This is a genomic window from Nocardia cerradoensis NBRC 101014 (genome assembly GCF_000308535.1).
GTDB lineage: Bacteria > Actinomycetota > Actinomycetes > Mycobacteriales > Mycobacteriaceae > Nocardia > Nocardia cerradoensis.
Genome location: NZ_BAFW01000060.1, coordinates 23,934 through 49,458 on the forward strand (window position 1 = coordinate 23,934; position 25,525 = coordinate 49,458).

Genomic DNA, 25,525 nt, shown 5'->3' on the forward strand with positions numbered 1-25,525 from the left:
ATGAGCGATCTGCTGCGATACTGCCTCCGCAAGCCGGGAGCCTGGCGCGACGAACCCTGGGAGGGTGACGTCGTCGCGAAGGTCGGCGACAAGATCTTCGCCTTCGTCAGCCCGGAGACGGTGACGCTGAAATGTGGTCGCAACCGCCTCGAAGCCGACGAACTGGTGCATATCCATCCCGAGGATGTCACCGCCTCCGCCTATATCGGGCGATACGGCTGGAACACCGTCCGGCTGGGTGGGTCGGTGTCGGATGCGGAAGTGCGTGAACTGATCGATCAGTCCTACGCCGAGGTCGTCGCGAAACTGCCGAAATCCAAGCGGCCGACGGGATAGCGTGCCGTTCGCCCGGCATCATCAGCGGCTGTTAAGCGCTTTCCAAGCAGGGCCGTCGATCATTCGCGCGTGCCGTGCCCATCGGGGGAGTTCGCCGACGAAATCCCCGCCGACCAGCCGAGCGCCCCTGCGGCGCAACGGGTTTCCCGCCACGGGGAGGCCGAACGCCTCGGCCCCGAGCCCCGCGACTCCGGGCCGCCGCACGACTCGGAGCGCTCCGGCTACGAACCGCCCGCCGTCGAATGCCCGGCACCGACGCGCGCGACGGATGAACCGAGGCGAGGCGACATGCGGCTGCGAGCGCAAGAACTGGCAGAGGCCGCGACCGCCCTGCTCGCTACCAGCCCAGCCGCCGCCGAACGAATGTTGCGGCAGGCTGTGGACTCTGGCAGCGGTGTGCTGTCCGGTGAACAACTCGCACGGCTGTCCTCGCTGGTGGTGACGGCGGTCGCCAACCAGCCGGGCCGGGAGCACGACCTGGCGGCCGCGGCGGTCGCGGCGGCCGAGAGCTGGGCCGGTATCTCCGCCGCCGACGCGGCCCATCACACGCTGCTCGCCGCCCGCGTCCACTATCGCAGCGGTCACCATCGTTTCGCGGCCACCCTGTTCGCCGCTGCCCTCGGCTGCGATGCGCTGCCCTATCCGCCGGAAGAGATCGCGGTGCTGTACGAGCAGTTCGGACGATGTCTGGCACAGTGCCACCGCCACCGTGCCGCGGCACGGGCATACGCAGTGGGTGCGGCCGCCGTCGCCGGCCGGCCCCAGTGGGACGAACTGCACGGCGACCTGATCGAGGCGGCGACCCGGTCCCGGCGCGCGGCGCGCAACCCGGCCGCGATGGTGCAGGCGTATCTGTCGGCGCGGCGGGCGCGGTGAGCACCGGCGTTCCCCGCTCGGGCCCGCCCAGTAAGCTCGGCATTCGTGCAAAACACAGGCCGGCGCAAACTGGGCGTGATGGGCGGTACGTTCGATCCGATCCATCACGGGCATCTGGTTGCCGCCAGTGAGGTCGCCAACCGCTTCGACCTCGATGAAGTGATCTTCGTACCCACCGGGCAGCCGTGGCAGAAGTCCACGCGGCAGGTTTCACCGGCGGAGGACCGCTATCTGATGACGGTCATCGCCACCGCGTCCAATCCGCGGTTCTCGGTCAGCCGTGCCGACATCGACCGGGAGAAGGCCACCTATACTGTCGATACCCTTCGTGACCTGCAGAATCAGCATCCGGACGCGGATCTGTACTTCATCACGGGTGCGGACGCGCTGGCCAGCATCCTGACATGGCAGGATTGGGCGGAACTGTTCGAGCTGGCGAAGTTCGTCGGGGTGAGCCGTCCGGGGTACGAATTGAATGTCGACCACCTCGAGGGACATCTGCGGAATCAACCGGCCGATGCGGTCACCGTCATCGAGATCCCGGCCCTGGCGATCTCGTCGAGCGAATGCCGTCGCCGTGCCGCCGAGGGGCGCCCGGTGTGGTACCTCGTTCCCGACGGCGTCGTGCAGTACATATCGAAACGGCACCTGTACGTGCCGGGAGGGAACGGAAGGGTGAGTCCAGCATGAGCGGTCAGGCGCGCAGGAGGCAGCGGAGCGTAATCACGGAGCGCCCCGCTCATGCTCGAGGAGAGAACGCATGACGGCATCGGCACAGGCGGTGGAGATGGCGCGGGTCGCCGCGCGGGCCGCCGACGAGAAGCTGGCGACCGACGTCGTCGTCCTCGATGTCTCCGATCAGCTGGTGATCACCGACTGCTTCGTCATCGCCTCCGCGCCGAACGAGCGTCAGGTCAACGCGATCGTCGACAACGTCGAGGAGAAGTTGCGGCTCGCCGGGCACAAGCCGGTCCGCCGCGAGGGCACTCGCGAAGGTCGCTGGGTGCTGCTGGACTACGTCGACGTCGTGGTGCACATCCAGCACAGCGACGAACGCAATTTCTATGCGCTGGAACGGTTGTGGAAGGACTGCCCGCAGGTCGAGGTGCCCGGTCTCGAGGCTCCCGCGCAGGCCCAGGCGAGTGGTAGCGGGGAGACCGAGTGAACCGCGGACCCGAAGGGGGGACCGCGCGTGATCCCGAGGTGTCCGGGGAACGCGCCGTCGACTCCGATGTGAGCGACGCGTCCGAAGGTGTTGCGCCGGCAGCGGGTTCGCGGGCGTCGAAATATCCGGGCGTGCGCCGGCTGATCCTGCTGCGACACGGGCAGACGGAATGGAATGCCGCCGACCGCATGCAAGGCCAGATCGACACCGAGCTCAGCGAATTGGGCCGGCGCCAGGCGAAAGACGCTGCGCGCGAGCTGGTTTCCCAGGACGCCGTCGCGATCATCTCCTCGGATCTGCGCCGCGCCTACGACACCGCACTCGCACTGGCCGAACACAGCGGACTCGAGGTCGTGCGGGATGCGCGGCTGCGGGAGACCAGCCTCGGCGACTGGGAAGGTCTGGACCACCTCGAGGTGGACGCGCGGTATCCGGGCGCGCGCAAGGCGTGGCGACTCGATCCCACGGTCACCCCGCCGGGCGGGGAAAGCAAACTCGAGGTCGGCGCGCGGGCGCTGCCGGTGGTTCGCGAGCTGTTCGCCGAGCGTGCGGACTGGCCCGGCCGTACCATCATCCTGGTCGCGCACGGCGGGCTGATCGCAGCCCTGACCGCCGCGCTGCTGGAACTGCCCGAGCACAAATGGCCGATCCTGGGCGGATTGGCCAATACCAGTTGGGTGCAGCTGAGCAGCCACGGTCCGGGCATCGAGCAGCCGGGTTGGCGGCTGGATGTGTGGAATGCGGCGGCGAAGGTAGCACCTGATGTCCTCTGAACGCTCCTCCGACGACCGGGACGAACCGGTCCGGCAGGTATCCGACGAACTGTTGCGCAAGGCATCCGAAGGGCCGGTCCGGCGGCTGCCGGACGCGCTGTTCGGCGGTCCGGTCGCGCCGGTCGAACCGGCCGGGGAATCCGATGCCGCCGCCGAGTCGGGGGATGCGGACGACGACGGGGGATCGACCGGCCCGCCGGCCGTTCTCTCGGATGCGCCCGCGGCGGCAGAACAGAATGCGGAACCGGCCGAGGACGCGCGGGAAGACAGCGTGACCGGCGGTTCCGAGACGACACCCTCCACCGCTACGCACGCCGTATCCGGCGATGCGACCGTAGCCGGTGACGACGACGCGCACCGGAAGTCCGACGCCGGTTCCGGCGCGGCGACTCCCGGGGAGCCGACCGTGTCGAGCGTGGCCGTCGACGCCGTATCGGGGATCGACGACGCGGTCTCCGCGGATGCGCTGCCGAGTATCGGCGACGCGGCCGGCGCACCCGAGGGTTCGGCGCGACCGGTGCTGGTCGTGATCGCGGATTCGCTGTCGTACTTCGGCCCGAAGGGCGGCCTGCCCGCCGACCATCCGCGCATCTGGCCGAATCTGGTTGCCGCGGAACTCGATTGGGATGTCGAATTGGTGGCGCGGATCGGCTGGACCTGCCGCGACGCCTATTGGGCGCTCATCGGCGATCCGCGCGTATGGGCCGCGGTGCCGCGCGCGGGAGCGGTGGTGCTGGCCACGGGCGGCATGGACACGCTGCCCTCGCCGTTGCCCACGGCGCTGCGCGAAATGATCCGGTATCTGCGCCCACCGGTGCTGCGCCGGCAGGTGCGCACCGGATATCAGTGGCTGCAACCGCGACTGTCGAAACTCGGTCGCCCCGTGGCACTTCCGCCGCACGTGAGCATCGACTACCTGGAACAGTCCCGGCATGCGCTGGCCCAGTTGCGGCCCGATCTGCCGGTGGTCTCGGTGCTGCCCTCCGTCCACGACTGCGAGGCCTACGGCAAGGTGCACTCCGGGCGTGCCCCGGCGGTGCGTGCGCTGCAGGAATGGTCGGCGAAAACCGGTGTGCCGCTGGTGGACCTGGGTGAGGCCGTGCGTGACGACATCTTCTCGGGCGAGGCGAATCCGGACGGGATCCACTGGGGCTGGGAAGGGCATGCGGCGGTGGCGCGAGCCATGGTGAAGGTGCTGTCGGAGGTGCGTTCGGTCGAGGCCGGTGCATGAATCGGTTCGGATAGCCGATGACCGTCGTGGTGGTCACGGATTCGGCGGCGAGCGTACCCGCCGCACTGGTATCGGAATTGGGCATCGTGGTGGTGCCGCTGCATGTGCTGGTCGACGATCGGGCGATCGCCGAGGGAGTCGACGACTGCGACATCGACTACGGCGCGTCCACGGTGACGACCTCGTCCGCCTCCCCGGGTGAATTGCGCGCCGCCTACGAGCGCGCATTGGAGCTCAGCGCGGGCGATGGTGTCGTGGCCGTGCATATTTCGCGGCAGCTGTCGGCGACCTGGGAAGCCGGTCGCCAGGCCGTGCAGGATATGGATGCCGCCGACCGGGTGCGCCTGGTGGATTCACTGAGCGCGGGTCTGGGCACCGGGCTGCCCGTACTCGCCGCCGCCCGTCGCGCGCGGTCGGGTGCGGCGCTGGACGTCGTCTACGACACCGCGGTCACCGCCGCCGGTCGATCGCGCACGTTCATCGTCGTCAATCGGACCGAGCAGCTGCGTCGCGGCGGGCGGCTCAGCACCGCGGCCATGTTCTTCGGCGCCGAACTGGTGACCAAGCCGATACTCCAGATCGTCGACGGCAAATTGGAGCTGCGGGAGAAGGCGCGCACCCGGTCCAAGGCATACGCGAAACTCGTTGCGGCAGCGGTCGATGCGGCCGGTGACGACGGGGCGGCGGTGGCCGTGCAGCATCTCGGCGCCGCCTCCGCGGCGGCCACCATCGCCGGACAGCTCGGCGAACTCATCCCCGGCATGCGCGAGCTCGTGACCGCCGAATTCGGTCCCACGCTCGGCGTACACGTGGGCACCGGGGCGGTCGGCGTTCTGGTGGTGCCCGGCGGCTGCGGCTGAGCCCCTACCATCACCGGCCGACGAACTCCGTCGCCGCGCCGGCGGTTGTCCACAGCTCAGCCGCTGTCCCCAGACATTCCGAAACCCCAGTTCGCGCACCGAGTCACGCCCCGCCGCGCACATACGGTCACCGTCATGGCGCGACACGAGGATCGGACCCTACTGCGGCAGCGACTGCACGACGTATCACCCGCAACGGCAACGCTCGGCACCCTGGCTCCCGGCCCGGGCGACCCGGCCCACGACGGGCTGTGGGACCTCGCCCGATCACCCGCGGACTCGGCCGAGCAGCGCCGCGATCCCTCGGGCAACTCCTCCGGAAGCCGGGAATCCGGGATGCGCGGTGGCGAACCGGATCCGCCCGCCGAACCGGTGAGCGGCTTCGACGGCGGCCGAACCGCCGTCGCGATGCGACCTGGTGTGGATGCCGGCGTGGACGAAGCCGCCGGCGTTCGGGCCGGCGACTACGGCGGGACTCGGCCGAGGCGGCCGTCTTCGCCGAGCCGTATCCGGCAGAGGCGCGACGATGCCGCGTCGCATCCTGCGAGTACGGGAGCCCTCGACCGACGCGACGGTGACGGCCGGGATGGAGACGAAGGTCCCGCGGCGGTGACGTTCCCCGAGGCGCCGGAGAGTCCGCGAATTCCGCAGTGGCTCAGCGAACCGGTGGGATCGGTGACGATCTGGCAGCGGCTCGTTCCGGAGCGATTCCGGGGAGTACGCGTGGATCCCGGGCGCAAAGGAGTGTGGGTGCTGGCCGGTGCCGGCGTGGCGGCGGTGATCGTGGCGGCGGCCGCCGCGCACCGAGACGATCCGGTGGCAGCGCCGGTGGCGCCGCTACCGGCGGTGCGCACGGACGCCGCCGAACCCTCGGTGGTTTCCGCGCCGGTGGACGGCCCCGGACTGGCCGTGCGGTCGGATCCGCCGGGCCGGGCGACGCCGCCGGCTCCCGGCGGCGATCTGGTGGTCAGCGTCATCGGTTTGGTCGAACATCCGGGTCTGCTGCGTCTCGCACCCGGAACACGGGTCGCCGACGCCGTCGCGCGGGAGGGCGCGGACCTCGCCGGGCTGAATCTCGCCCAGCGACTCGCCGACGGCGACCAGATCGTCGTCGGCGAGCCAGGACCCGCGAGCGGCCCGCGCCTCGGCAGCATGGTCGTTCCGGGCGCCCCGCATACGGCCGCGACGTCGGGCGCCGCCTCGCCACCCGGGCACAAGATCAACCTCAACACCGCCACGGAACAGGATCTCGACTCCCTCACCGGAGTGGGCCCCACCACCGCCGCGGCGATCATCGGCTGGCGCAACCGGCACGGCCGCTTCACCAGCATCGACCAGCTCGCCGAAGTCACCGGCATCGGCCCCGCCAAGCTCAACCGGCTCCGGGACCAGGTCACCCTGTGAACCCCGGCGAATCGAAGCATGCTCGGCGTCGGAACGAACCCGTCGCGAACTCCGCCCACGATGGCGTCGAACGCGTAATGGCCGGTGCGAGTGGCACTCCGTTGGACGTGCGGCTGCTTCCCGCCGCGCTGGGGTGCTGGGGCGTGACCATCGCGGGGATCACGCTGGGGTGGCGAGCCGGACTGTGGGTGTGCGCGGGGCTGGGGCTCTCGGTGGCCGGAGCGGGAATCATTCTGGCGCGGAGTCGTTTCCGTGCTCCGCATCGAGCGGCATGGTGGGTGGTGCTGGCCGCGCTGCTGGCGTCGGCGGGATTCGGGGTGGCGGCATCGTGGCAGGCCTACCGGGTGAGCGCCCATCCCCTGGGACGGCTGGCGACGGGCAGCGTGGTGACGGCCGAGATGGTGGCCGGAGATCCGAAACCCCTCCCGGCCCACTCCTTCGGTGGGCGGCAATGGACCATGCGCGCGACGGTTCGCGAATTCCGTTACGGCGCAACATCCGTCCACGGCGATGCGGCGGTGACGGTGATCATGCCGGAGCGGATCTGGTCGGGTCTGGTGCCGGGGCAGCACGTCACCGTCCGGGCTCGGCTCGAACATCCGTGGCGACGTGATCTGACGGTCGCCGTGCTGCGGGCGCAGGGACCGCCGATCCGGGTCGGGACGCGGCCGTGGTGGCAATCGGCGGCCGCGGCGGTGCGAGGGAATCTGTCCGAGGCGGCCGAACGCGCGTTGCCCCCGGACGCGGCCGGAGTGCTACCGGGGCTGATCGACGGCGATATCTCCGGGCTGCCCGATCATGTCCGCGAGGACTTCCGGGCGGTCGATCTCACCCATCTGGTCGCCGTATCCGGGACGAACGTCTCGATCGTGCTCGCCGGTGTGCTGCTCGCGACCCGAGCTCTGACGCTCGACCCGCGCTGGGGTGCGGTACTCGCCGCGCTGGCGCTCATCGGATTCGTCGTTCTGGCGCGGCCGTCGCCGTCGGTACTGCGGGCGGCCGTGATGGGCGCGATCGCGGTGCTGGCGATGGTGACGGGGCGCCGGAAACAGGCACTACCGGCCCTGTGTGCCGCGGTGGTCGTGTTGATCGCGCTCGCACCGCAACTGGCGGTCGATATCGGCTTCGCTCTCTCGGTGCTGGCGACCGCAGGCCTGATCCTGCTGGCGCCGAGCTGGTCGCGGTGGCTCGAACAGCGTGGCTGGCCACCACTGGCGGCCGAGGCGTTCGGTGTCGCGGCGGCCGCCTTCGCGGTCACCACGCCGATCATCGCCGCGCTCACCGGACATGTCAGCGGGGTGGCGATCGTGGCGAATGTGCTGGTCGAACCCGTCGTCGCGCCGATCACGCTGCTCGGGGTCGGCGCCGCCGCTCTGTCGTGCTGCTGGCAACCGGCGGCGATCTGGGTGCTGAACCTGGCCGAGCCGCCGATGTGGTGGTTGCTCTTCGTCGCCGAACATGCGGCGGCACTGGGTATTTCGCTGCCGACGCCCGCCGGAGTTCGGGGTGCGGTACTCGCCGGAGCGCTCATCGGGGGCGGTGTCGCGGTGCTCGGGCGCCTGGGCGCGCGCCGCACACGCCCGCCCCCGGGTTCGGCACCGCCGCCGGCACCCGGCGACGGGTCGGTGAACCTGTCACCGCCCACCCGTAGGATCGTGCCGTGACCGATCACCTGGCTGCCCTACATCTGGTACTCGGTGAGGAGGAACTGCTCATCGAACGGGCGGTCGCCTCGATCGTGGCGCAGGCGCGGGCCGCGACCAACGATCCCGACGCGATGCCGGTGGATCGGCTGCGGGCGGGCGATGCGAGCTCCGCCGAACTGGCCGAACTGCTGAGTCCCTCGCTGTTCGCGGAGGATCGGGTGATCGTCCTCGAGGCCGCCGCGGAGGCCGGTAAGGATGCGGTGGCGCTGATCACCGCGGCCGCCGGTGATCTGCCCGAGGGAGTCGTGCTCGTGGTCCTGCACTCGGGCGGCGGCCGGGCCAAGGCACTGGCGCCGGCACTGCAGAAGCAGGGTGCCGAGGTGCACACCTGCGCCAAGATCAGCAAGGCGAACGAGCGAAACGAATTCGTACGCAACGAATTTCGCACAGCAGGCGTCCGCGTCTCCGGTGATGTGGTGCAGGCGGTGGTGGAGGCCATCGGATCCGATCTGCGTGAGCTGGCCGCGGCCTGTTCCCAGCTGGCCGCCGATACCGGCGGCAAGGTGGATGTCGACGCGGTGCGCCGGTACTACTCCGGTCGCGCCGAGGTCACCGGATTCGAGGTCGCCGATCTGGCGGTCGCCGGTGACCGCCCCGCGGCCATGGAGGCATTGCGCTGGGCGACCGACCGCGGCGTCCCGGCCGTTCTGCTCGCCGACGCGCTCGCCGATTCCGTGCACACCATCGCGCGGGTCGGATCCGCCGGTCGCGGTGACCCGTTCGCGCTGGCCTCCCAGCTCGGTATGCCGCCCTGGAAGGTGAAGAAGGCGCAGACGCAGGCACGTGGCTGGACCGCCGCCACGATCGGCAGCGCCCTGCAGGTGGTGGCCGCACTCAACGCCGACGTCAAAGGCGGTGCGGCCGATACGGATTACGCGCTCGAACACGCCCTGGCCGGCATCCTGGACCTGCACGCCGCCTCGCACTGAGCCGCCGGCCGACAGGTCACCGGGCCGAGCGGGCGAGGCGCCGACCGGCCCCGCGTGGTGATTGCTCGCCGCGCCGCATCGACCGATCCGAGGGTGCGGCCGGAGTCAGCGGTCGTTGTGCGCGATGATCTCGCCGACGAGCGCGGGACCCGGGAAGTCGGCCATCACGACGCCGGTCGCCGCGCCCGGCCGGGAGCGGAGGTAGTCGAGTGCGTGCTGGTTCTCGTATTCGGCGTAGCGGTGGGGGAATTTCGCCGGGTCGGGCACCCCGGAGGCCGACAGGAAGTCCATCGACAATGCGCGGGTGCCGATGGCCGGGGCCCGCGCGAGGTGGGTGGCGGCAGCCGCCCATTTGTCCTCGCGAGTGGGTTTGTCCCACAGATCCTGCGCGTCGACCGGCAGGCCCCGGTCGTCTATCCCGTCGGCGCGGATGACGACGAGGGTGCCGCGCACGTCACCCAGCCGGGGAATCGCGACGGGGCCGCTCGCCGCCGGTCGCCACACCCGCGGATGCGCGTTCAGGTACCGGTCCAGCAGTGGCGGGTCGGGCGGTAGCCCGCCCGCGTCCTCGCAGTGGAAGGTCTTGTCCTCGTTCGTGCATTCGGCCTTCACCCGCATCAGGATCGTCTCGCGCGGGTGCCGGTCCAGGAATTGTTCGGTGATCCGCAGCACGTCGTCGAGGCCCGCCTGCTGGTAGAAGCTGCCGTGCTGTACGCCGAGATTGCCGGCCTCGTCGCGCCGGACCCGGATGTCGAACGCCCGGATACCGGCCTCGAGCTGGGTGCTCGCGGTCCGTTCCGACGCACAGGCGGGCTCGGTGCAGCCGGTATCGAACTTCTCCTGGGTGACCACGGCCGGCCCGGCCTTACCGCCGTGGATCGACATGGTGTCGTGAGTGCCGGGGATGGACATCGCGCTGAGCGGGGTGCTGTCGGGCAGCGCGCCCATCCAGTCCGGATTGCTCGCGGAATCGAGATGATCGATCGCGCCGACGGCGGCGGCCTTGGGCATACCGGCCGACTCGGTGCCGGATGCGGCCGACGCCGGCGCCGATTGCGCCGCGGCGACCGGTCGCGCGACCGGGACCGACTGCCCGCAGCCGGACGACAGCGCGCACGACACCGCCACTATCGCAAGAACAAGGCCCGTACGTCCGCGAATCTCCCCACCCCACACCCGGACAACGGTAGCCGACGTGAATCAACGACAAAAGCCGCCGTGGTCATCTGCGATGCAGATCCTCTGCCACGGCGGCGTTGCGAATGCTGTTGTGCGGCAGAACATGCCGCGTCGGTTCCGGCGACGGCCGGAACCCGGGAAATCAGCCCAGCTTGTTGAAGGCCAGCGAGAGGGCGGACTTCTTGTTGGCGGCCTGGTTGGCGTGGATGACGCCCTTCGAGGCGGCCTTGTCCAGGCTGCGGCTCGCCGAACGCATCAGCTCGAGCGCCTTGTCCTTCTCGCCCGCCGCGGCGGCCTCGCGGAACTTGCGGATCGAGGTGCGCAGCGCGGACTTCACCGACTGGTTGCGCACCCGCGCCGCCTCGTTGGTGCGGATCCGCTTCATCTGGGACTTGATGTTGGCCACGCCTGTTCCTCTGATTCCTTCTCGTCAGTTGATGTGCTCTTGATGTTCGTGAAAAGTCTCTGGGCGCACTACACGGAAACAGGTAGCGCCGCGCCGACGATCGAGGTTACCAGCTGGGGTGGTGTGAAGTGAAATCGCTGTGCCCGCGCCCGGTCAGCGCGCCGGTTGCCAGCTGCTCAACCCCAGTGGTACTCCGCGCACAGCCGGTGGGCGACGAGATCGAAGGTCTTGCGCGGAAGGATAGCCCCCTCGCGCCGGATACCGGCCTCGGGCACATCGAGGACGCGGTCCAGCCGCACCCAGCTTTCGCGTCCCTCGTAATCCCATGGGCCGGAGCCGATTCCGATCCAGTTGTGTTCGGCGCCGCGGGCCGGGTTCGACGACAGCATCAGACCCAGCAAGGTCTTGCGTTCGCGTCCCACGACCAGCACCGGGCGGTCCTTGCCGTTGGCCGGATCCTCCTCGAACGGCACCCAGGTCCACACGATCTCGCCCGGATCGGCGCGGCCGTCGAGCTGCGGGCAGTAGACGATCTGGCGGGCACGTTCCCGGGTGGGCACCGGAGTCGAGGCCGCCGGCCGCACCGCGACCGTGTCCTTGGGCCGCGCCGCGACCGTGTCCTTGCGGCGGCCGCCGAGGGCGCGATCCCACATCGAGGAGCGCTGCATCCGGTCGACGAGTTTCGGCGCCTGCTTCTTGACGATCCTGGGCCCCTGCTCCTTGGCAATGGTCCCCAACTGCTTGCCCAGAGAGCTCCATGTGCTGGCCATATCGGCAGAGCTTAACGGCGAACCGCGCTCGGCTCATCCGGTGCCGGATTCGCTTGTGCCGGGCGGTGAATCGGGTGTGCCGCCGCTCACACCGAGGTCGCCGGCCCCCGGAACTGCGTCGTTGCCGCCGATGCCGGCCCGCCGGTGCGTGCACGACCACGCGGTATGCGCACGTAGACTGCCGCATGGCGACTTATCGACTTGTTCACGGGTAGGAGTGTCCCATCAGCACGTTTGCCGACACGACGTTCACCGATCCCTCGCGGATCCGGAACTTCTGCATCATCGCGCATATCGACCACGGCAAGTCCACGCTGGCCGACCGCATGCTGCAGTTGACCGGGGTGGTCGAGGAACGGCAGATGCGTGCGCAGTATCTGGACCGGATGGATATCGAGCGTGAGCGCGGTATCACCATCAAGGCCCAGAATGTGCGGCTGCCCTGGAATGTCGACGGCACGGACTACGTGCTGCATCTGATCGACACGCCCGGTCACGTCGACTTCACCTACGAGGTCTCGCGGGCGCTCGAGGCGTGTGAGGGTGCGATCCTGCTGGTCGACGCCGCCCAGGGCATCGAGGCGCAGACGCTGGCGAATCTGTATCTGGCACTGGACAAGGATCTCGAGGTCATCCCGGTGCTGAACAAGATCGACCTGCCGGCCGCCGATCCGGACCGCTATGCCGCCGAACTCGCCCATATCGTCGGCTGCGAGCCCGAGGATGTGCTGCGCGTATCCGGCAAGACCGGCGTCGGCGTGCCCGAACTGCTCAACAAGGTGATCGAGACGGTCCCGCCGCCGGTCGGCGAGGGCGATGCCCCGGCCCGCGCGCTGATCTTCGACTCGGTCTACGACACCTATCGCGGTGTCGTCACCTACGTGCGTGTGGTGGACGGCAAGCTCACCCCGCGTCAGAAGATCAAGATGATGTCCACCGGCGCCACCCACGAGCTGCTGGAGATCGGCATCGTCTCGCCCGAGCCCAAGCCCACCCAGGGCCTCGGCGTGGGCGAGGTGGGCTATCTCATCACCGGTGTGAAGGACGTCCGTCAGTCGAAGGTCGGTGACACCGTCACGACCGCCCGCGACGGCGCCACCGAGGCGCTGACCGGCTATCGCGAGCCGCGTCCGATGGTCTACTCCGGCCTCTATCCGGTCGACGGTTCCGACTATCCGGATCTGCGGGACGCGCTGGACAAACTGCAGCTCAACGATGCCGCGCTCACCTACGTCCCGGAGACCTCGGTCGCGCTGGGCTTCGGTTTCCGCTGTGGCTTCCTCGGACTGCTGCACATGGAGATCACCCGCGAGCGGTTGCAGCGCGAATTCAACCTCGACCTGATCTCGACCGCGCCCAACGTGATCTATCGCGTGATCATGGAGGACGGCACCGAACAGGTCGTCACCAACCCGTCGTTCTGGCCCGAGGGCAAGGTTCGCCAGATCTTCGAACCGGTGACCAAGTGCACGATCATCGCGCCGAGCGAGTTCGTCGGCACCATCATGGAGCTGTGCCAGTCGCGCCGCGGTGAACTGCTCGGCATGGACTATCTGTCCGAGACCCGCGTCGAGATGCGGTACACGCTGCCGATGGCGGAGATCATCTTCGACTTCTTCGATTCGCTGAAGTCGCGCACGCGCGGTTACGCCTCGCTGGATTACGAGGAGGCGGGCGAGCAGGAGGCCGCGCTGGTCAAGGTCGACATCCTGCTGCAGGGCGAGGCCGTCGACGCGTTCTCGGCCATCGTGCACAAGGATGCGGCCCAGGCCTACGGCCACAAGATGACCACCAAACTGCGCGAACTCATTCCGCGCCAGCAGTTCGAGGTGCCGATCCAGGCGGCCATCGGCTCGAAGGTCATCGCGCGCGAGAACATCCGCGCGATCCGCAAGGACGTGCTGGCCAAGTGCTACGGCGGCGACATCTCGCGTAAGCGGAAGCTGCTCGAGAAGCAGAAGGAGGGCAAGAAGCGGATGAAGACCATCGGCCGGGTCGATGTTCCGCAGGAGGCCTTCGTGGCCGCGCTCTCCACCGATTCGTCGTCGGACAAGCCGAAGAGGTAGTCTTCGAGGTTCCGTGAGATTAGTTGGACCGTTGACCGAGTCGGCGGCCGGTTGATCTTGGGGCTTTCCGGAGACGGCCTCCGGTGGCAAGCTCGGAAGATGCCGCTGTGACCTGTCATCTGTCCACCTGAAAGAAACCTGAAGGATGTGACAGTCAAGTTTTCCGGAAATAAGGTGTAAAAAGACCCGGATTCGGTAACACCCCGTTCGGTTTCGCCAGCCGAACGCTGAGAGCGGAGTTTGTATGACGCGTGAGCTGCCCTTCGACGATGATGCGGACGCGGGCGATCATGCGAACGATGCCGCATATCGCGTGGCGACCGGTGTCGCGCGGGTGGCTCGAGCCGGTGCGTACGTCACCGGCGGTGCGCTGATCGCCTCCAACGGGTCGCCCGCGCCGGAGAACGAATCGCACAACAGCCACATCACCGGCTGGTCCACCGCCGATCCGCATCCCGATGTGCCGAGCCCGGTGGTGACCTATCCGGACCCGTCGCCGGACTCTGTCCCGCCCGATCTCGGGACCTCCACGCCGCGGCACACCCCGGCCGCACCGGCGCCGGGGCTCGCGCTGCCCGAACACCACGGCACGGATGCGTTTCCGGGCCTGCAGTTCCCGCAGGGCAGCCAGTCGCCGCTGACGTTCGGTGAGTTCCCCGGGACGACCGGCGGCGAATCTCCCGACTCCCATTTCCCGTTCCCCGAATCGAACCACGGGTTCGGCGGCAACGGTGTCTTCGATTCGCCGGGATTCGGTGGCGGACACGGGCTTTCGATGCCCGGCTTGCACACCTCGAGTGCTCCGTTCGGCTTCGGCGCCGAGGGTTCGGGACCGGCGTCGAGTGCGAGCGGACTCGACCTGCCCGGTGCCGCCCGCACGACCGACGAGCAGCGCGACGATTCCGACCTGTCGGGTCCCGACCCGCATCCCACTACGCCGTTGCTCGGCCACGGCCTCGGGCTTCCCGGCACCAATGGTCTGCACCTGCCGGGTATGAACGGTCTCGGCGCGGGTGGTTTCGGCTCCGGCAACGGACTTCAGGACGGACACGGCGCCTTCGACGGAATCGGGGACGGTGGTGGCCCGGGCATCTTCCTGGGTACCGAGATGAAGGTGGACGCCCACATCGGCTTCGACGGCGTCTGGGTCACGACCGAGACGAAGGTCGACTTCGCCGTCGGTGACGTCGGACATCAACTCGACGACTACGGCAACTGGCTGGGCAACAGCGCCCACCAATTCCCCGGCTTCACCCCGCAATCCGACGCCACGGCCGCGGCGGGGCAGAGCGTCGGCGCGGCCGATGTCACCCGGGCTGCGGGAACCTCCGCCGACGGCATGACTGTGCCCGCACCAGGGGCGACCGCATCGGCCACACAGTCGGGGGCCGCGCATCCCGCTTCCGCGGCGGGCTCTGCCGGCACCGCGGCCAATGGCGCCGCGGCACCCGGATCGCCGGCCTTCGCGCCGCAATCCGGACCGATGGCGGCGTCGGCCGCTCCCGGCCCGGCGTCCTTCTCGACCGCGCAGGCGTCCGCGCCGGTGACGAATGCCACGGCGCCGCAACCGGTTTCGATCGCACCGGTCGTCGCGGCACCGGCTCCGGTCGCGCCCGCTCCGGCTCCGGCGTTCGTCCAGCCGGTCGCGGCGACGCCGCTGCAGACCACGATTCAGCCCGAGGCCGCCACCCACCCGATCGCGAATGTGATCACCACGCACGCGGGACCGTCCCCGCTGACCGCACCCGCGGTGGCCGTTCCGGCGCTCTTCGACGACCGGCCCCGCCATACCGATGCCGGACTGCCGGGCGGCGGTGCGAACGATCCCTCGGACGGCGCCGGGCGGAGCACCACCCACACGCCGACCACCACGTCGCACGGCACCACCACGACCCACGGCACCGATGCGTCGAAGACGCCGGCCGTGCCGAGCACGTCGCATGCGCCGGGGACCACTCCCGGCGGTGAGCACACCACCACCCGTCCGGGCACCTCGACCGGCCGGGATTCGGCCGATCACGATTCCACCGACCGGCCGACGCCGACCGTGACGGTGCCCCGCGACACCGATTCCGGTCATCCCACCCGCACCCCCGGTACGACACCGTCCGATCCCGGCAGCGATTCCGGGCCGTCGACCTCCGCCGGTGCGGACGCGTCGACGCCGGGGCATACCGCGACGCATACGCCGGGCACCTCCTCGGGCGCGGACACCTCCGCGTCCGGCGACGCCGACGGTTCGACCGCACCGACCCACGGTTCCCAGCTGCCGACCCATGATCCGGATTCGGTTCCGACGCAGCAGATTCCGACGCAGCAGTCGATGCCGCCGAGCCACGACCAGACCATTCCGACACACGAACCGACCGTGCCGACCGCGCAGCACACCGCACCCGTGGAGCCGCCGACCGTGATCAAACCGCCGACCACCATCGATCCCGCGCCGAACGCGCACGTTCCGGTGAAACCGGTTGCGGCCGTGACGGATTCGTACGACACCTCGCTGTGGTCCGATTCCGCTCACGGTCTGGCGACCGTGTCCGCCGCCGGACTGTCCGGCGGTCTGCACGAGACCACCTTCGCCGAGACGCATTACCCGGTGGACCATCCCGTCGATTTCCACGTGCTTCCGCTGTGACGGCGGTGGAGTCGCCGGGTGCCAAACATCCCGACGAGATGGCGCCGCTGCTCGCGCAGCTCGACGAACTGCTCGAGCTGACCCGCGCCGCGGGCCGGGCCGACCTCACCGCGCGACTGGGGATGTCGCGGGCCCGGGTGGCCGACCCGCGCGTGCGGCTGGTGGTCGTCGGCGAACCCAAGAACGGGATGAGCACGCTGGTCAACGGACTGGTGGGCAGTGCGGTCAGCGCGACCGGCAGTCAGGTCAGCGTTCCGGTGATCGCCGAATACGGTCCGGAGGCGACCGCCACACTCGTGCGCTCGCTGCCCGGCGGTCGCACCGAACGCCAGCCCGTCGACCCGCTGAACCCCGGCCCGGCCCTGAGCGCGGCCGGCGTGATCCGGGCCGAGTTCACCGATCCGAGCCCGCTGCTGGCCGAGGGGTTCGTGGTGATGGACGCGCCCGGCGCCCCCGCCGACGCGCCGACGACCTGGTCGCTGATCGCCGCGGCCGACGCCGTGCTCTACGTCAGCGACGCGGCCGCGGAATACACCCCCGAGCAGATCGCTCTACTGCAGCGGATCCGGCAGGTGTGCCCGACCGTGGTGTGCGTGCTCAACAAGATCGACCGCTACGGCCACTGGAGCCAGGTACAGCAGCGCAACCGCGACCTGCTCGACGCCGCCGGCCTGGGTTTCGCGGTCGCCCCGATCTCCGCCGACCTGCATCTGCGTGCCGGTAACGATCACCGCCGCGATATCGAATCCGGTGTGCCGCAGCTGATCGACCATCTGCGCGGATATGTCCTCGCTCGCGCCGACGCGGTCGCCCGGGAGGCGGCGCTGCGCGACATCCGGACCATCACCGACCATCTGGGGCTGGCCTTGCGCAGTGAGGCCGAAACCCTGCGGGACCCGCGGCGCTACACCGCGATCACCGATCAATTGCGCACCGCGCGCGCCGAGGCCGCCGACCTGCGCCACCGCAGCGCCAACTGGCAGGTCACCCTCGCCGACGGCTGTTCGGAACTGATGGCCGATATCGAACACGATCTGCGGCACCGGTTGCGTAGCCTGGTCCGCCACGCCGAAACGGAGATCACCAAGCGCGACCCGGCCCGCGGCTGGGACGAATTCGGCGCCGATCTGGACTCCCGGATCTGTGAGGCGGTCGAGGAGAATTTCGTCGTCGCCCACTATCGCGCGGTGGAACTGGCCGAGCAGGTGACCGCGAAATTCCCCGCCGACTCGCGCGATGTACCGCTGCCCGATCTGCGGCTCGAGGATCCGGGCGACGTGCTCGAGCCCGTGGCCTCGCTGGAGCCGCTCGACACCGCCAAGGTGAGTTTCACCTCGTCGCTGCTGAACGTGATGCGCGGTTCCTACGGTGGCCTGCTCATGGTCGGTCTGCTCACCAGCTTGCTGAAAATGCCGCTGGTGAACTGGTATTCGGGCGCGGCCGCCGCCCTGCTGGGCATCAACGCGCTGTGGGAGGACCGCAAGCTGCGCCGGGAGCGGCGCCAGTCCGAGGCCAAGGTGGCGGTCGCCCGCCTGATGGACGATGTGATCTTCCAGGTCGGCAAGGAATCGCGGCACCGGCTGCGCGCCATGCAGCGCATGCTGCGCGACCACTTCACCGATCTGGCGGACCAGACGCTGCGGTCGGTGGACGAATCGCTGCGCGCGGCCGAGGAGGCGGCGGCGGTCAATTCGCCGGAGAGCCGCGAACGGCGCCTTACCGAAATCGAGCGGTCGATGGTGCGGTTGCGGGAGATCCGCGAAAACGCGGACGTGCCCTAGCGTTCGCGGTGCGGTGACGTTCACAGCGGGTGGTCCGGGAGTACCGGACCACCCGCTGTCCATCAGCCCGCGGGATGCGCCGGATGGAATTCCCCGGCGCCGGTGGAATGTTCGGCCCGGATCACGTGCATCACCGCGTTGATCAACGCCAGATGGGTGAACGCCTGCGGGAAATTGCCCAGATGCCGCCCGGTGTAGGGGTCGATCTCCTCGGCGTAGAGCTTGAGGGGGCTGGCGTATCCGAGCAGTCGTTCCAGCAGATGCCGCGCCCGGCGCACCTCACCGATCTCCACCAGCGCCGACACCAGCCAGAACGAGCAGATGGTGAATGTGCCCTCCGCGCCGGACAATCCGTCGTCGGTGGTGTCGGTGCGGTAGCGCAGCACCAGACCGTGCTGGGTCAGATCGGAGGCGATGGCCAGCACCGTGGCGCGCACCCGCGGGTCGGTGGGCGGCAGGAAGCGCAGGAGTACGACGAGCAACAGCGAGGCGTCGAGGGTGTCGCCGCCGTAGGTCTGGGTGAAGATGCCCTTGTCGTTCACGCCGTGGGCGAGCACATCGGCGTGGATCTCCGCGGCGAGGGCGGCCCATTTCTCGGCGTAGTCGGCCTCGCCGTGCAATTCGGCGAGTTTCGCGCCGCGATCCAGCGCGACCCAGCACATCACCTTGGAGGAGGTGAAATGCTGCGGTTCGCCGCGCACCTCCCAGATCCCGCGGTCGGGTTTGCGCCAGTTCTCGATCGCCGCCTCGACCTGACGCTTCAGCATCGGCCACAACGTCTCCGGCACCTGCTGCCGCGATTTCACGTGCAGATATACCGAATCGAGGATGGTGCCCCAGATGTCGTGCTGCTGTTGCTGATACGCCCCGTTGCCGATGCGGACCGGCCTGGCGCCGTCGTAACCGTGCAGATGCGGGATCTCGGACTCGTCCAGATCGCGTTCGCCGCCGATGCCGTACATCACCTGAAGCGGTTGCGCCTCACCGTCTTTCGCGGTGGCGACATCGTGCAGGAAGGCGAAGAAGTCGTCGGCCTCCCGGTTCAGGCCCAGCGTGTAGAGGCCCCACAGCGCGAAGGTGGAGTCGCGCACCCAGCTGTAGCGGTAGTCCCAGTTGCGTTCGCCGCCCGGCGTTTCCGGAAGGGAGGTGGTGGCGGCGGCCATCAGGGCGCCGGTGGGGGAGTAGATCAGGCCCTTGAGTGTGAGCGCGCTGCGCTGCAGATAGCCGCGCCACGGATGATCCGGGAACTTGCCGAGAGTGATCCACTGCCGCCAGCATTCGGTGGTCTGCCACATCTTCTCCGCCGCCTCGGCGAAGGTGCGCGGAGCAGGCAGCGGCGACCAGGACAGCGCCACGAACAACTGATCGCCCTCGTGCATGCGGGTGCGGGCGCGCGCCTCGCGCCCCTCCAGGCCCAGCCGCATATCCGTGGTGAGAACCAGTTCCCCGCAGGGCAATTCGTCGTGGGAGCAGGTGGCGGTGGCGGTGGCCTGCTCGTAGACCTCGCCGGTGTATTCCCAGTTCGCGGGCGCCCGATGATAGTCGAAGGCCGGCTCGCAACTCATCTCCAGTTCGACTACGCCGCTGACACATTTCACGGTGCGCAGCAGGATGTGCTCGGCGTCCCAGTCCTCCGGTGTCCGGCGGTAGGTCCGGCTGCGCCGGTCGTTGTTGTGCCAGGGGCCCAGGACCAGCGCGTCGCGGACGATGATCCATCCGGTATCGGTCTGCCAGGTCGTCTCCACGATCATGCCGCCGGGCAGATAGCGCCGCGCCGCGGGCACGTTCACACCGTAGGGACCGAGCCGGAAGTGCCCGGCGCTGCGATCGAGCATGGCCCCGAACACGCTGGGCGAATCCGGTCGCGGCAGGCACATCCACTCGACCGCGCCGTTGCGTGCGATGAGGCAGCAGGTTTCGCAATCGGAGAGGAAGGCGTAGTCGTCGATCGGCGGATACGACGACTTGTGCACGACGCCCGCCGAGATGGGCAGGTAGTTCGCCCCTATCTCCGCATCGGAGATATCGGCCAGGGCATCGCGCGGCGGAGACATGTCGTCGAGCGTCTCGATGAGGGGTTGTTCGGTGATCGGTTCGTCGTAGGACGCCATACAGCCATCATGGTGGATTCCGGTCGCGTTCGCCGGGACTGCCGGCGCTCGATATCGGCCGGTCGGCATGCCCTGCGGCCGTCGCACCCGTGACCTACTAGGCTGGTGGACGTGCATCATGTCGCGGGCTGGTGGGACGGCTTCGAGTTGTGGGTGGCCGGATTGCCGTTCATCCCGCAGTTCGTCGTGGTTCTGGTCGGAGCGGTGCCGTTCAGTTTCCTGATCGCCTACCTGCTCGATCGTGGACTGCGGATCGTGCTGCGACTGCTCGGCCGGGACCGGTCGGCCGCCGCCGAGACCGACCTCGCGGCCGCCGACGCCGCATCCGAGATCGAGCCCGATGCGGCGGCCCTCGCACCGCCCGAGCCGGCGCTGGCCGGCGCCTCGATGCACACCGCGGGTCCGATGCCGAAGGAAGCGATCTGATGCCACGCTCACGGGTCCAGCTGGCGCTGATCGCGCTGCTCGTGCTGATCGTCGTCGCCTGGTTGCTGACGCGATAATCCCCCGCTGTCGGAGGTTGCAGGTACTGTGCAGCCCATGCCAACCGATGAGGAATTCGTCGACCTCGAGCAGCTCCTGGAGATCGAGGACGGCCCCCGACTGATCGCGACCCACTACACCACCGCCGACGAGGCGATCGAGATGGTGCGCGCCGCGCAACTGCTCGGTCTGGGCGTGCGGCTGCAGAACCGGCTCCGCGCCGACGAGCCCGACGAGGACGGTGAGGACGTCGCCGTCGAGGAGTGGGTGCTCGACCTCTACGAGAGCCCGCCCGAGTCCGCCGACGAGGAATAGGCCGGCCCGATCGGCTCGTGCCGGACGTGCCCATCCCGGGGTTCGCGCGACTGTGGTCTTCACCACCGTCGGCGCGGGCCCCGGGTCTCGTTTCCGGGGCCGTCGGGTGACCGCCCGGAATCCGAAACATGAATACTTCCCGCCGGTCATCGGCGGGTTTCGCGGACTCGCCGGGCCGGGCCGATTTCCTCTTCGACCGATTCGCGCGGTTCCGGGCGCTCTGTTAGAGTCTGCCCGTGTCATCGAGCGTTGTTCCGCAGGTCCGCCATGAATTGGCGTTGATCGCGGTCGGCTGTCTCGTCGTCGCGGACATTCACTGTCGTCGATAGCTGATCGGACACGCTGCGCCTTCTCCATCGGACCGGCGCACATCTCTTCCGCAGCGTCTCCGCTTCCCGCGGCTCTGCCGCACGCGCCACTGTCCGGTATCCACCGGGGCAAAGGTCTACCGCTCAATCACAGTTACATCCGCCCCGGCAGCCGTGTGCGTCGGCGGCGGGCGGCAGGAAAGGTCGCTTCCATGTCTCGCAGATCGTCCAGCAGATCCTGGTTCTCGGTGCGCCGAGGGCGCATCGCCGTCGCGCTCACCGCGCTGGCGGCCGTGGGACTGACCGCCGCCTGCAGTGGTGGTTCGAGCGACACCGCGGGTGGCAACGCCAGCAGCGGTGGCGGGCAGCTGACGCTGTTCGCCTACTCGGTCGCCAAGCCGGGCTACGACAAGGTGATCGGCGAATTCAACAAGACCGAGGCCGGCAAGGGCGCGCAGATCCAGCAGTCCTACGGTGCCTCGGGTGACCAGTCCCGCAAAGTGAAGGACGGGGCGCAGGCCGACGTCGTCAGCTTCTCGGTCGAGCCCGACATCACCCGGTTGGTGGACGCCGGACTGGTCGACTCGAGCTGGAATGCCGACGCCAACAAGGGCGTGCCGTTCGGTTCGGTCGTCGTGATCGCGGTCCGCAAGGGCAACCCCAAGGGCATTCACGACTGGAACGACCTGCTCAAGCCCGGCGTCGAGGTGGTGACCCCGAACCCGTTCAGCTCCGGCTCGGCCAAGTGGAACCTGCTGGCGCCCTATGCCGCGGAGAGCGACGGCGGCAAGAATCCGCAGGCGGGCCTGGACTACCTGGGCAAGCTGATCTCCAAGGACCACATCAAGGTGCAGCCGAAGTCCGGCCGGGAGGCGACCGAGACCTTCCTGCAGGGCACCGGTGACGTGCTGCTCAGCTACGAGAACGAGGCGATCTTCTCCGAGCGCAGCGGGGATCCGATCGAACACGTCATCCCGCCGACCACCTTCAAGATCGAGAATCCGGTGGCCGTGACGAAGAACGCCAAGAACCCGACCACGGCCGTGGCGTTCAAGGACTTCCTGTACTCGCAGGCCGGTCAGAAGGCATGGGCGGAGGCCGGTTTCCGTCCCGTCGATCCGAAGGTCGCCGCCCAGTACAGCAAGGATTTCCCGGCGCCGCAGAAGCTGTGGACGGTCGCCGATCTGGGCGGGTGGAAGCAGGTCGACAAGGATCTGTTCACCCCCAACACCGGCAGCGTCGCGGTGCTCTACGACAAAGCCACCAAGTAGACCGGTGGCCCGGAGCGCACGGAATACTGGATGACTGTGACTGACAGCAGTACGAAGGCCGATATCGGCAGTAGTACCGACGCCGGGACCCCTGGTCCCGGCGTTTCCGGGCAGCAGCAGAAGAAGCAGTCCGCCGGGCCGGCCTGGCGGTCGCGGCTCACCGGCTCGGCCGGCTCGCTCGGCCTCGCGATCACGGTGCTGTGGCTGAGCCTCATCGTCTTGTTGCCGCTGGCCGCACTGACGGTCCATTCCTTCGACGACGGGTGGTCCGGCTTCTGGGACGCGGTCACCGCCCCCGCGGCACTGGACGCGCTGCGGGTGACCGTCCTCGTGTCGGTGGTCGTCGCCGTGATCAACGTCGTCATGGGCACGGTGGTGGCGTGGGTGCTGGTGCGCGACGATTTCCCGGGCAAGAGCTTCGTCAACGCCCTGATCGATCTGCCGTTCGCGCTGCCGACGATCGTGGCGAGCATCGTGCTGCTGTCGCTGTACGGGCCGCAGAGCCCGGTCGGTATCCATCTGAACGCCACCCAGCCGGGACTGGTGGTGGCGCTGGCGTTCGTGACCTTGCCGTTCGTCGTGCGCTCCGTACAGCCGGTGCTGATCGAAGCGGACAAGGAAGTGGAGCAGGCCGCGGCCTCGCTGGGCGCGAACAACCTGACCATCTTCCGGCGCGTGGTGTTGCCGTCGCTCGCCCCGGCCATCATCTCCGGCGGTGGCCTCGCCTTCGCGCGCGCCATCGGTGAATACGGTTCGGTGGTGCTGATCGGCGGCAATATTCCGCGCCGGACCCAGGTGGCGTCGCAATACATCCAACAGCAGATCGAGGTGGACCGTCCGGTGAACGCGGCGGCCGTTTCGGTAGCGCTGCTGGCGATTTCCTTCGCCACCCTGCTGATCCTGCGCGTCTTCTCCGAACGCACCGCCCGCAAGGAACAGGCCAGCCGATGAAACTGTCCACCCCGTCCCGGATTTCGCTGCGCGTGATCGCGCTCGCGTATCTGATCGTGCTGCTGGTGGCTCCGCTGGTGATCATTCTCTGGCGCAGCTTCCAGCACGGAATCGGCGCCTTCCTCGATTCCATCACCACCCCCGCCGCGATCTCGGCGTTCGATCTCTCGCTGTTGATCGTCGCGATCGTGGTGCCGCTCAACGTGGTCTTCGGAGTCATCACCGCCATCGCGCTGGTGCGCGGAAACTTCCGGGGGCGCACCCTGATTCAGGGTGTGGTGGATCTGCCGTTCGCGGTGTCGCCGGTGGTGGTCGGCGTATCGCTGATCATGCTGTGGGGTGTCGGTGGCTGGTTCGGCGGCCTCGACAGTTTCGGTTTCCGGGTGATCTTCGGCCTGCCGGGCATGGTGATCGCCACCCTCTTCGTGACGTTGCCCTTCGTGGTCAGCGAGGTCGTCCCGGTCCTGCACGAGATCGGCGACGATCAGGAACAGGCGGCGGCGACCCTGGGCGCCAACCGCTGGCAGACCTTCTGGCGCATCACCCTGCCGGCCATCCGGTGGGGCCTGACCTACGGCATCGTGCTCACCGTCGCTCGCGCCCTCGGCGAATTCGGCGCGGTGATCATGGTGTCGTCCGGACTGCCCGGCATTTCCCAGACCCTGACGCTGCTGGTGCACGGTCGCTACATCAACGACCACAACACCTTCGGCGCCTACTGCGCGGCGACCCTGCTCATGGCCATGGCGCTCGTCACGCTCATCCTGATGACCCTCCTCGAACGCAAGCGGGGCACTGCCAAATGATTACCGTCACCGACGCGAACAAGCGTTACGGTTCGTTCGCCGCCCTCGACAACGTCAGCCTGGACATCCCCTCCGGTGAACTGACCGCACTGCTGGGGCCCTCCGGTTCCGGGAAGTCGACGTTGCTGCGCTCGATCGCCGGCCTGGAATCGCTGGATTCGGGCATCGTGACCATCGCCGACCGCGACGTCACCCGGGTCTCGCCGCAGAAGCGCGATATCGGCTTCGTGTTCCAGCACTACGCGGCGTTCAAACATATGACCGTGCGCGACAACGTGGCGTTCGGGCTGAAGATCCGCAAGCGGCCGAAGAACGAAATCCGCAAGCGCGTCGACGAACTGCTCGGCATCGTGGGCCTGGACGGTTTCCAGCATCGCTATCCGGCGCAGCTGTCGGGTGGTCAGCGGCAGCGGATGGCGCTGGCCCGGGCACTGGCCGTCGACCCGCAGGTGCTGCTGCTCGACGAACCGTTCGGCGCCCTCGACGCCAAGGTGCGCCACGATCTGCGCACCTGGTTGCGCCGCCTGCACGAGGAAGTACACGTCACGACCGTGCTGGTCACCCACGATCAGGAGGAGGCGCTCGACGTCGCCGACCGGATCGCGGTGATGAACGCCGGTCGCATCGAACAGGTGGGAACACCGGAGGACGTATACGACCGCCCCGCCAACGAATTCGTCATGTCGTTCCTCGGTGCGGTGGCCAAACTGAACGGCCATCTGGTGCGCCCGCACGATATTCGCATCGGCCGCGATCCCGGTATGGCCTTGGCCGAACACGAGGGCACCGCGGAATCGGCGGGGATCACCCGCGCGAGGGTCGAGCGGGTCGTCCGCCTGGGCTTCGAGGTTCGCCTCGAACTGCGCAACGCGGCCACCGGCGATCTGTTCACCGCGCAGGTCACCCGCGGTGATGCGGAGGCGTTGCGGCTGGCGGAGGGGGAGACCGTCTTCGCCCGCGCCACCCGCATCCCGGAACTGCCGGCGGCCTGATCTCGCCCTGCGGGCGCGCTTCCGGCTCGCGGTCGAGCGCTGACCCGTCTTCGGGTTCGCCGGAGCGCCGGCACATCTGGCTCGAGCCGACTCCTGTCCCCGGTTGGCCGATGCGCGTTCGTGTTCGTGCGGCGCTGGGAGAGTGAGTGTTTCGCCGGATGCGCCCAC

General features: G+C 68.8%; 24 protein-coding genes. 20 read left to right on the top strand and 4 right to left on the bottom strand.

All coding sequences use genetic code 11. The features are described from left to right. The 10 genes from ON23_RS07330 (at nt 1) to holA (ending at nt 9,280) form a co-directional block, all read left to right on the top strand. Entirely contained in the window at nt 1–336 is a 336-nt protein-coding gene (locus ON23_RS07330) for an MmcQ/YjbR family DNA-binding protein (protein ID WP_039777089.1), read from the top strand. 69 nt (nt 337–405) lie between these two features. Beyond that, on the top strand, nt 406–1,212 hold the full coding sequence (locus tag ON23_RS07335; protein WP_157170182.1) for a hypothetical protein: 807 nt from the start codon (nt 406–408) through the stop codon (nt 1,210–1,212). A gap of 45 nt (nt 1,213–1,257) precedes the next feature. After that, a complete protein-coding gene (gene nadD / locus ON23_RS07340; protein WP_083903759.1) occupies nt 1,258–1,902 on the top strand; it encodes a nicotinate-nucleotide adenylyltransferase in 645 nt (214 codons plus the stop codon). A 70-nt stretch (nt 1,903–1,972) separates the two neighbouring features. Next, a complete protein-coding gene (rsfS, locus tag ON23_RS07345) occupies nt 1,973–2,377 on the top strand; it encodes a ribosome silencing factor (protein WP_039777092.1) in 405 nt (134 codons plus the stop codon). Nucleotides 2,378–2,508: 131 nt separating this feature from the next. After that, on the top strand, nt 2,509–3,150 hold the full coding sequence (locus ON23_RS07350; RefSeq protein WP_039777127.1) for a histidine phosphatase family protein: 642 nt from the start codon (nt 2,509–2,511) through the stop codon (nt 3,148–3,150). 475 nt (nt 3,151–3,625) lie between these two features. Continuing rightward, nucleotides 3,626–4,381, top strand: a complete 756-nt coding sequence (octT, locus tag ON23_RS39150; RefSeq protein ID WP_051042204.1) for a diglucosylglycerate octanoyltransferase — start codon at nt 3,626–3,628, stop codon at nt 4,379–4,381. A gap of 17 nt (nt 4,382–4,398) precedes the next feature. Beyond that, nucleotides 4,399–5,241: a DegV family protein gene (locus tag ON23_RS07360; protein ID WP_039777093.1), complete on the top strand. Its 843-nt coding sequence runs from the start codon at nt 4,399–4,401 to the stop codon at nt 5,239–5,241. A gap of 135 nt (nt 5,242–5,376) precedes the next feature. Then, nucleotides 5,377–6,645 (top strand): ComEA family DNA-binding protein, encoded by a 1,269-nt coding sequence (locus tag ON23_RS07365; protein ID WP_244969918.1) that lies wholly within the window; start codon nt 5,377–5,379, stop codon nt 6,643–6,645. A gap of 77 nt (nt 6,646–6,722) precedes the next feature. Continuing rightward, nucleotides 6,723–8,309: a ComEC/Rec2 family competence protein gene (locus ON23_RS07370; protein ID WP_039777130.1), complete on the top strand. Its 1,587-nt coding sequence runs from the start codon at nt 6,723–6,725 to the stop codon at nt 8,307–8,309. Further along, on the top strand, nt 8,306–9,280 hold the full coding sequence (holA, locus tag ON23_RS07375; RefSeq protein ID WP_039777094.1) for a DNA polymerase III subunit delta: 975 nt from the start codon (nt 8,306–8,308) through the stop codon (nt 9,278–9,280). Before ON23_RS07370 ends, holA begins: the two co-directional genes overlap by 4 nt. Before the next feature lie 105 nt (nt 9,281–9,385). On the opposite strand, the gene ON23_RS07380 is transcribed toward holA, so the two are convergent. From ON23_RS07380 to ON23_RS07390, 3 genes are all read right to left on the bottom strand, one after another. Further along, nucleotides 9,386–10,408 (bottom strand): phosphatidylinositol-specific phospholipase C, encoded by a 1,023-nt coding sequence (locus ON23_RS07380; protein WP_039777095.1) that lies wholly within the window; start codon nt 10,406–10,408, stop codon nt 9,386–9,388. A gap of 193 nt (nt 10,409–10,601) precedes the next feature. Further along, nucleotides 10,602–10,865 carry a 30S ribosomal protein S20 gene (gene rpsT, locus ON23_RS07385; RefSeq protein WP_039777096.1) on the bottom strand — a complete coding sequence of 88 codons (264 nt, stop codon included), beginning with the start codon at nt 10,863–10,865 and terminating at the stop codon, nt 10,602–10,604. A gap of 176 nt (nt 10,866–11,041) precedes the next feature. Further along, nucleotides 11,042–11,635, bottom strand: coding sequence for a type II toxin-antitoxin system PemK/MazF family toxin (locus ON23_RS07390; RefSeq protein ID WP_039777097.1), 594 nt, complete (start codon nt 11,633–11,635; stop codon nt 11,042–11,044). A gap of 224 nt (nt 11,636–11,859) precedes the next feature. On the opposite strand from ON23_RS07390, the gene lepA reads away from it, so the two are divergent. The 3 genes from lepA (at nt 11,860) to ON23_RS07405 (ending at nt 18,120) form a co-directional block, all read left to right on the top strand. Then, nucleotides 11,860–13,701 carry a translation elongation factor 4 gene (lepA, locus tag ON23_RS07395; RefSeq protein WP_083870661.1) on the top strand — a complete coding sequence of 614 codons (1,842 nt, stop codon included), beginning with the start codon at nt 11,860–11,862 and terminating at the stop codon, nt 13,699–13,701. Nucleotides 13,702–13,945: 244 nt separating this feature from the next. Continuing rightward, nucleotides 13,946–16,339 carry a hypothetical protein gene (locus tag ON23_RS07400; protein ID WP_039777098.1) on the top strand — a complete coding sequence of 798 codons (2,394 nt, stop codon included), beginning with the start codon at nt 13,946–13,948 and terminating at the stop codon, nt 16,337–16,339. Beyond that, nucleotides 16,336–18,120: a P-loop NTPase family protein gene (locus tag ON23_RS07405; RefSeq protein ID WP_223273181.1), complete on the top strand. Its 1,785-nt coding sequence runs from the start codon at nt 16,336–16,338 to the stop codon at nt 18,118–18,120. The genes ON23_RS07400 and ON23_RS07405 overlap by 4 nt, the downstream gene beginning before the upstream one ends. Before the next feature lie 62 nt (nt 18,121–18,182). On the opposite strand, the gene ON23_RS07410 is transcribed toward ON23_RS07405, so the two are convergent. Further along, on the bottom strand, nt 18,183–20,231 hold the full coding sequence (locus ON23_RS07410; protein ID WP_039777099.1) for a glycoside hydrolase family 15 protein: 2,049 nt from the start codon (nt 20,229–20,231) through the stop codon (nt 18,183–18,185). 111 nt (nt 20,232–20,342) lie between these two features. Here ON23_RS07410 and ON23_RS38685 point away from each other — a divergent pair, with 111 nt between their 5' ends. The 7 genes from ON23_RS38685 (at nt 20,343) to ON23_RS07440 (ending at nt 25,357) form a co-directional block, all read left to right on the top strand. Then, nucleotides 20,343–20,657, top strand: a complete 315-nt coding sequence (locus tag ON23_RS38685; RefSeq protein WP_157170184.1) for a hypothetical protein — start codon at nt 20,343–20,345, stop codon at nt 20,655–20,657. Between the two features lie 114 nt (nt 20,658–20,771). Continuing rightward, a complete protein-coding gene (locus ON23_RS07420; protein WP_051042185.1) occupies nt 20,772–21,029 on the top strand; it encodes a hypothetical protein in 258 nt (85 codons plus the stop codon). A gap of 236 nt (nt 21,030–21,265) precedes the next feature. Continuing rightward, nucleotides 21,266–21,358 (top strand): Ms4533A family Cys-rich leader peptide, encoded by a 93-nt coding sequence (locus tag ON23_RS39765; RefSeq protein ID WP_310400397.1) that lies wholly within the window; start codon nt 21,266–21,268, stop codon nt 21,356–21,358. Nucleotides 21,359–21,549: 191 nt separating this feature from the next. Next, a complete protein-coding gene (locus ON23_RS07425) occupies nt 21,550–22,608 on the top strand; it encodes a sulfate ABC transporter substrate-binding protein (RefSeq protein ID WP_051042187.1) in 1,059 nt (352 codons plus the stop codon). A 30-nt stretch (nt 22,609–22,638) separates the two neighbouring features. After that, the gene (gene cysT, locus ON23_RS07430; RefSeq protein WP_039777102.1) at nt 22,639–23,559 is read left to right on the top strand and encodes a sulfate ABC transporter permease subunit CysT; all 921 of its coding nucleotides are present in this window, start codon (nt 22,639–22,641) and stop codon (nt 23,557–23,559) included. Further along, complete coding sequence (gene cysW / locus ON23_RS07435; RefSeq protein ID WP_039777103.1) at nt 23,556–24,365, top strand: sulfate ABC transporter permease subunit CysW; 810 nt, start codon at nt 23,556–23,558, stop codon at nt 24,363–24,365. Before cysT ends, cysW begins: the two co-directional genes overlap by 4 nt. Next, nucleotides 24,362–25,357 carry a sulfate/molybdate ABC transporter ATP-binding protein gene (locus ON23_RS07440; RefSeq protein WP_039777104.1) on the top strand — a complete coding sequence of 332 codons (996 nt, stop codon included), beginning with the start codon at nt 24,362–24,364 and terminating at the stop codon, nt 25,355–25,357. Before cysW ends, ON23_RS07440 begins: the two co-directional genes overlap by 4 nt. Nucleotides 25,358–25,525: the final 168 nt, after the last annotated feature.